The sequence below is a fragment of the Stappia sp. genome (genome assembly GCF_048261845.1).
Taxonomy (GTDB): domain Bacteria; phylum Pseudomonadota; class Alphaproteobacteria; order Rhizobiales; family Stappiaceae; genus Stappia.
Map to the genome: position 1 here is coordinate 1 of NZ_JBLXFR010000128.1, position 5,478 is coordinate 5,478.

At 63.8% G+C, this 5,478-nt stretch carries 9 protein-coding genes; 4 read left to right on the top strand and 5 right to left on the bottom strand.

Translation table 11 applies throughout. The features are described from left to right. From ACN0T5_RS21685 to ACN0T5_RS21695, 3 genes are all read right to left on the bottom strand, one after another. A partial coding sequence (locus ACN0T5_RS21685; RefSeq protein ID WP_417770683.1) for a sensor histidine kinase occupies window positions 1-1,706 on the bottom strand: 1,706 nt, incomplete at its 3' end. A 14-nt stretch (window positions 1,707-1,720) separates the two neighbouring features. Further along, window positions 1,721-2,278, bottom strand: coding sequence for an RNA polymerase sigma factor (locus tag ACN0T5_RS21690; RefSeq protein ID WP_417770684.1), 558 nt, complete (start codon window positions 2,276-2,278; stop codon window positions 1,721-1,723). Beyond that, window positions 2,275-2,442 carry a NepR family anti-sigma factor gene (locus ACN0T5_RS21695; RefSeq protein WP_417770685.1) on the bottom strand — a complete coding sequence of 56 codons (168 nt, stop codon included), beginning with the start codon at window positions 2,440-2,442 and terminating at the stop codon, window positions 2,275-2,277. Before ACN0T5_RS21695 ends, ACN0T5_RS21690 begins: the two co-directional genes overlap by 4 nt. 107 nt (window positions 2,443-2,549) lie before the next feature. On the opposite strand from ACN0T5_RS21695, the gene ACN0T5_RS21700 reads away from it, so the two are divergent. Next, a complete protein-coding gene (locus tag ACN0T5_RS21700; protein WP_417770686.1) occupies window positions 2,550-3,362 on the top strand; it encodes a response regulator in 813 nt (270 codons plus the stop codon). 158 nt (window positions 3,363-3,520) lie between these two features. Here ACN0T5_RS21700 and ACN0T5_RS21705 read toward each other — a convergent pair whose 3' ends face one another. Continuing rightward, window positions 3,521-3,682: a DUF1328 domain-containing protein gene (locus ACN0T5_RS21705; RefSeq protein WP_417770687.1), complete on the bottom strand. Its 162-nt coding sequence runs from the start codon at window positions 3,680-3,682 to the stop codon at window positions 3,521-3,523. 201 nt (window positions 3,683-3,883) lie between these two features. Between ACN0T5_RS21705 and ACN0T5_RS21710 the strand changes: the two genes are divergently transcribed. Together ACN0T5_RS21710 and ACN0T5_RS21715 are read left to right on the top strand one after the other, a co-directional pair. Next, on the top strand, window positions 3,884-4,234 hold the full coding sequence (locus ACN0T5_RS21710) for a DUF883 family protein (RefSeq protein WP_417770688.1): 351 nt from the start codon (window positions 3,884-3,886) through the stop codon (window positions 4,232-4,234). Between the two features lie 10 nt (window positions 4,235-4,244). Continuing rightward, window positions 4,245-4,580 (top strand): phage holin family protein, encoded by a 336-nt coding sequence (locus ACN0T5_RS21715; RefSeq protein ID WP_417770689.1) that lies wholly within the window; start codon window positions 4,245-4,247, stop codon window positions 4,578-4,580. Here ACN0T5_RS21715 and ACN0T5_RS21720 read toward each other — a convergent pair. After that, the gene (locus ACN0T5_RS21720) at window positions 4,537-4,992 is read right to left on the bottom strand and encodes a hypothetical protein (RefSeq protein ID WP_417770690.1); all 456 of its coding nucleotides are present in this window, start codon (window positions 4,990-4,992) and stop codon (window positions 4,537-4,539) included. The two genes, ACN0T5_RS21715 and ACN0T5_RS21720, sit on opposite strands and share 44 nt — an antisense overlap. Before the next feature lie 104 nt (window positions 4,993-5,096). Between ACN0T5_RS21720 and ACN0T5_RS21725 the strand changes: the two genes are divergently transcribed. Continuing rightward, a partial coding sequence (locus ACN0T5_RS21725; protein WP_417770691.1) for a Crp/Fnr family transcriptional regulator occupies window positions 5,097-5,478 on the top strand: 382 nt, incomplete at its 3' end.

A 5,478-nucleotide genomic window follows, 5' to 3' on the forward strand; every position in this document is an offset into this window, starting at 1 on the left:
GCCGCCGGCTCGAACTCGGCCACGGTCATCTCAAGCGTCAACTTGTGAAGCTGCTCATCGGTTTCAATCACCGGACGGCTTCCCAGCTGTCGGGCGAACGCGGTGATCAGCTGGGTGCCCAGCCCCGTGCTCTTGTCCTGCCGCTCGGGCGCCAGCAGGCGTTCGCCGACGGTGTTTTCGATGGTCAGCCGCATCCGCGCATCGGGCAGGCGTTCGAGGTTGACCGCGACCCGGGGCGGCGTGCCGTCGGCGGGACGGCCGACGTATTTGACGGCGTTCGAGACCGCCTCGGTCACCAGCAGTGCCAGCGGCACCGCCTGGTCGGGAAACAAGGTGACCTCGTCGACCTTGATCGAGATGCTGACGCTGCCGTCCTCGGGCAGGGCCGAGACCAGCGTCTGGTTCAGGATGTCGCTGAGCAGGCTCTTGGCTTGGACGCTGGCAAGGTTGACGGTGTGATAGAGGTTGCCGTGCACCGTGGCGAGGCCAAGCACCCGGTCCTGCACCCGGCGCAGGGCGTTATGCGCCTCGTTGCCCTGGGTCTTGCGGATCTCCATGTTCATGATCGAGGCGATGAGCTGGAGGTTGTTCTTGACCCGGTGATGCACCTCTTTCAGCAGCACGTTCTTCTCGCGCAGACCGTCCTCGAGCTCGGCCTCGTCGCGGGCGATGGTCTGGGCCATCTCGTTGAAGGTCTCTTCCATCTGGCGCAATTCCACCGGCGCCGATCGCACCACCGCGGGCGAAAAGGTGCGGCTGCCGCTGGCAAAGCGGCGCATCTTGCCGCGCAACGAGCGCACGTGCCGCACCACGAGGCGATGCACCGCGATATAGGCAACGCCGAGGCTGGTCAGCCACATGATGATCGGGAACAGCAGCGCCATCCGGCCCGACAGGGTGCCGGCATCGTTGACCTCGGGGCGGCGCCAGGTGCCGAGGCTGTAGACCACGCCGCGGATGATCGGCGTCACGGTATAGATCCGCTGCTCGCCCGCGGGGTTGCGACCGGCAAACGAAACCGAGGGCGTCTGGCGCAGATCGGCGAGCGAGCGGTTGCGCGGCAGTTCCTCGAAAGGGTCGCGGCTGGACGACAGCAGCACCTCGCCCTCGCGGTTGAAGGTGACAAGGGACAGCGGCTGCTCGGCCGCCTCAAGCGCGTTGGGCAGGCGGATGTTGCTGCGCGGCAGCGACAGCCAGACAAACCCGGCGTAGGCCCCGTTGACGAAGACCGGCTGCGCCAGCACCAGGACCGGCTCGCCGGTGACCGGCGCGGTCTCGATGCCAAGAACGCGCGGCCGGTGCTCGTCCTGGAAGGCGGCGAAGACCCGGCTCGAGCGCAGATCAAGCGCCTCGCCGCGTGAGTTGCAGGAGGTCACGCCGCTTTCGGGCACGAACATCGCCAGCGAGTAGTCGGGGTTGGTGCGGATGAAATCGCGCATCAGCTCGTGGCATTGTTCGCGGTCGCGCAGAAAGGGCGTGACGGCATTGCCCAGCACCCGCGCCCCGGCAAAGCCGAGGTACATGAGGTCGCGCTGCGGCTCGACCGCGACGAGGTTGCGCCCCACCAGCGCAGAGATCGTCAACTCGTCGGACTGACGCACCACGTTCGAGGTCTGGTAAAGGGCGATGGCGCCAAGCGGAAGCAGCGCGAGCGACAGCATCGCGACGATCTTGAACGCCAGGCTTTCGAAAATACGCGCCTTCATTCGGGGGAAGTTCCTTAACCGACGGAGCCGGAGTTTGCACTCAGCACTGCGAGCGTCGATTGATCCGTCAGTTCCATCTCCGAATTTTCGTCCATCCCAAGCATCTCGACCAACCGGACCCGGGCGCGGTTTGCGCGGCTCTTGATCGTGCCGATGGCGCAGCCGCACATATCGGCCGCTTCCTCGTAGGAAAAGCCCGAAGCACCGACCAGCATCAGCGCCTCGCGCTGCTCGTCGGGAAGCTGGGCAAAGGCTTTCTGGAAATCGGCCATCGCGAGTCGGCCGTCGTGATCGGGCTTGGAGGCCAGCCGGTCGGTGAAGGCACCATCGGTATCGGCGACCTCGCGCTTGGCCTTGCGGCGGCCAGAGTAGAACGTGTTACGCTGGATCGTGAACAGCCAGGCGCGAAGGTTGGTGCCTTCCTGGAACTTGTCGAACTTGCTCCATGCCTTGACGATGGTGTCTTGCACCAGGTCGTCGGCGGCCGCACCGTTGCGGGTAAGGCTCATGGCGAATGCCCGGAGCGCCGGCAGGTGCTCCACGATCTCGTCGCGGGGATCGGGTGAACTCATTTGTCCGGCTCGTTTCCGGAGTCCTGAGCCTTCAGTTGCGCAAGCAGCTGCTGAAACCTGTCTGGAAGTTCTTCCTCCAGCTTTTCCTTGTAGACGCGGCGCAGATTCTCGTCGATCTGTCGCTGCACGCTGCTGTTGTTGCCGTTATTGTGTTCTTGAGTCATCATGCCTTCAGTACAACTTTTTCCACCCGATTGATACGATCGTCGGAACCTAACGCGCAAGCCTTGCGTTGAGTTCCTGAAAAAAGCGAAAAAAGGTGACACCCGACATGAACCAGACCGAAGACAGCCAAGATTTTGTGACCTCCGTTGCAAAAGAGCTGCCCTTCCTGCGCCGCTATGCGCGCGCCCTCACCGGCAATCAGACTTCCGGGGACAACTACGCGGCGGCGACTCTCGAGGCGATGCTCGAAAATCCCGACCTGGTCGATCGGTCCAAGTCCGCGAAGGTGGGACTGTTCGGCGCTTTCCATGCGATCTGGACCAGCTCGGGCGCTCCGATCGACGAAAGCGAGGGCGGGATTGCCGCCAAGGCGCAAAGCCATCTCAGCCGCCTGACCCAGAACACCCGCGAAGCGCTGCTTCTGCATTCGATCGAGGGTTTCGACTACGGTGAGATCGGCGAGATCATGGGGATCGAGCAGGACGAGGCGCAAGAGCTGGTCTCGATCGCGCAGCGCGAACTGGCCGAGAGCGTGACCGGCAAGGTGATGATCATCGAGGACGAGGCGATTATTGCCATGGACCTCGAAAGCATCGTCGCCGAGATGGGTCACAAGGTCACCGGCGTTGCACGCACCCGGACCGAGGCGGTCGAACTCGGCAAGGCCGAGCGGCCCGATCTGATCATGGCCGACATCCAGCTTGCCGACAATTCCTCGGGCATCGACGCGGTAAACGATTTGCTCGGCGACCTCGGCGACATGCCGGTGATCTTCATCACCGCCTTCCCCGAGCGCCTTCTGACTGGCGAGAAGCCCGAGCCGGCGTTCCTGATCGCCAAGCCCTACACCGAAGAGCAGGTGCGGCTCGCGGCCTCGCAGGCGATGTTCTTCTCTTCGACCGAGACGCTGCTGGCCTGAGCCAGTTCTTTCGGACACATCAAAGGCCGGCCCCCTCGGGGCCGCCCTTTTTCGTTTGGTTTCCGCGCCGTAGATTCTGCGACCGGCCGGACATGGCCGTTGATAATGCCGCGCGAACCCCTGGGGTGGCAGCGTCAGAACCGGGGTAACCCGCGTTGTCACTTCCGGGCAAACCGCATGATCAGGGCGATCGCGAAGAGCACTAGGAAAATGAAGAACAGGATCTGAGCAATGCCGGCCGATGCGCTGGCAATGCCCCCGAAACCGAAGATGCCAGCGATGAGCGCGATGACGAGAAAGATCAGTGCCCAGTAGAGCATGTTTGGTCCTTTCGTTTTGCTGTCATTACCGGCGTTTGTGAAAGGTAAACATGGCGCAGCGGCCACAGTTCCCGGCAGATGCGCAGTTACCGCGGGGAATTTGCGCAAGTGGCGAAATTTTGCCGTGCGAGCGGAACAATCAGCCGCCGATCGGGGTTGAGTGTCATATGACATATTACAGCATTTGGGGAGGCATCGCTCATGGCCACCAGTAAATCCAATCCGTCCGGCGCCTCGGCGTCGACTGCCGATACCGCGCCCAGCACCGAGGATCTTGCCCGCCAGGTCGCCACGATCCGCGCCGACATCGCGGCGCTGACCAAGACACTGACCGAATTTGGCAAGGCGCAGGGTGATTACCTTGCAACCGAGGCCCGCAAGGGCGCCGACGACATGAGGCGTGCGGGGGAGGAACAGTTCCAGTTGTTGCGCACCCAGGCCAACGACGCCGGGCGCCAGGCGGAAGAGTTCGTCGCCAAGAACCCCGGAACGGCGCTGGGCATCGCTGCCGGTGCCGGCTTCCTGATCGGCCTCATCTCGTCGCGGCGCTAGGGGCGCGGGAATGTTCGCGGCCTATACCGCCCGCGCAGGGCGCGCCGTGCGTGTCACCGCGCTCGGTCTTGTCGGCGGGGTGCTGATGCTCACCGGCCTCGCCTTCCTGACCGCCGCCGCCTGGATCGCGCTGGCCGCGGCACTTGGACCGGCAATCGCGGCGCTGATAATCGGCGGGTTCTACCTGCTGCTGTCGGGCGCGGTCTTCGCCATCGCGGCCAGCGTCGGGAAACGACCGCCGCCGCCGCCGCAGGCGCAGGCGACCACCGGCTTGACCATCGCGACCGTGGCCGAGGCCTTCATCATCGGGATGACGGCCGCGCGGCGGCGTCGAGATCGGTCCTGACCTCTTCCAGCGCGCGCTGGAGCATCCGTTCGTTGAACGGCTCGTGAATGAAATGATGCCGCCCGGCGCCGCGCTCGATCCAGCCATCGGGCGCGCGGTGGGCGATCAGGATGACATGGCACTTCTGCGCATCGCAGGCAAAGAGCGTGGTCTCGTCCATTTCCTGCCGGCTCATGTACAGCAGCATCAGGTTCACGCCCGGCGAGTCGCGCACGAAACAGGCGCCCGCCCCGGCATCGCCGAAGATCGCGACCCGCGCACCCAGGTGTGCCTGCACGAGGTCACCGAGGTCTTGCGCCACGATCGAATCCGAGCAGATGATCGCGGCCATGTTGTCGCCCGTTTGGCCGTCTTGCGGCATCTGGATGGGCTCGCTCCTGTCCCGGTCTTTCAATACTGACACCTGTCCCATGGGAATAGCCTAACTCCTTACCCCCGCCTTGCGTCCGGGAATGTCACACAATGGAACCATTCGCGAACGGGCGCATTAAACTACGACATACCGAGGACATAGCCGTGGTCACAAGTTGCGAGCATTGCCCCCTGCGCCAGCGGCCGTTGTTCGTCGATTGCACGGATGCGGAGCTGGAATTTCTCAAGAATTTCAAGGTCGGCGAGATGTCGGTCTCTCCCGGCACGCCGCTTTTGTCCGAGGGCACCAACACGCCGCAGGTCTTCACCGTGCTTTCGGGTCTGGGCCTGCGATACAAGCTGCTCGAGAACGGGCGGCGCCACGTCGTGAGCTTCGTTTTTCCCGGCGATTTCCTTGGTCTGCAGGCTGGCGTGATGAGCGAGATGTGCCATTCGGTCGAGGCGACGACCGCGATGACCCTTTGCGTCTTCGACCGCTCGGAGCTATGGGCGCTTTTCCGCCACCACCCGGGCCTGGCCTTCGACA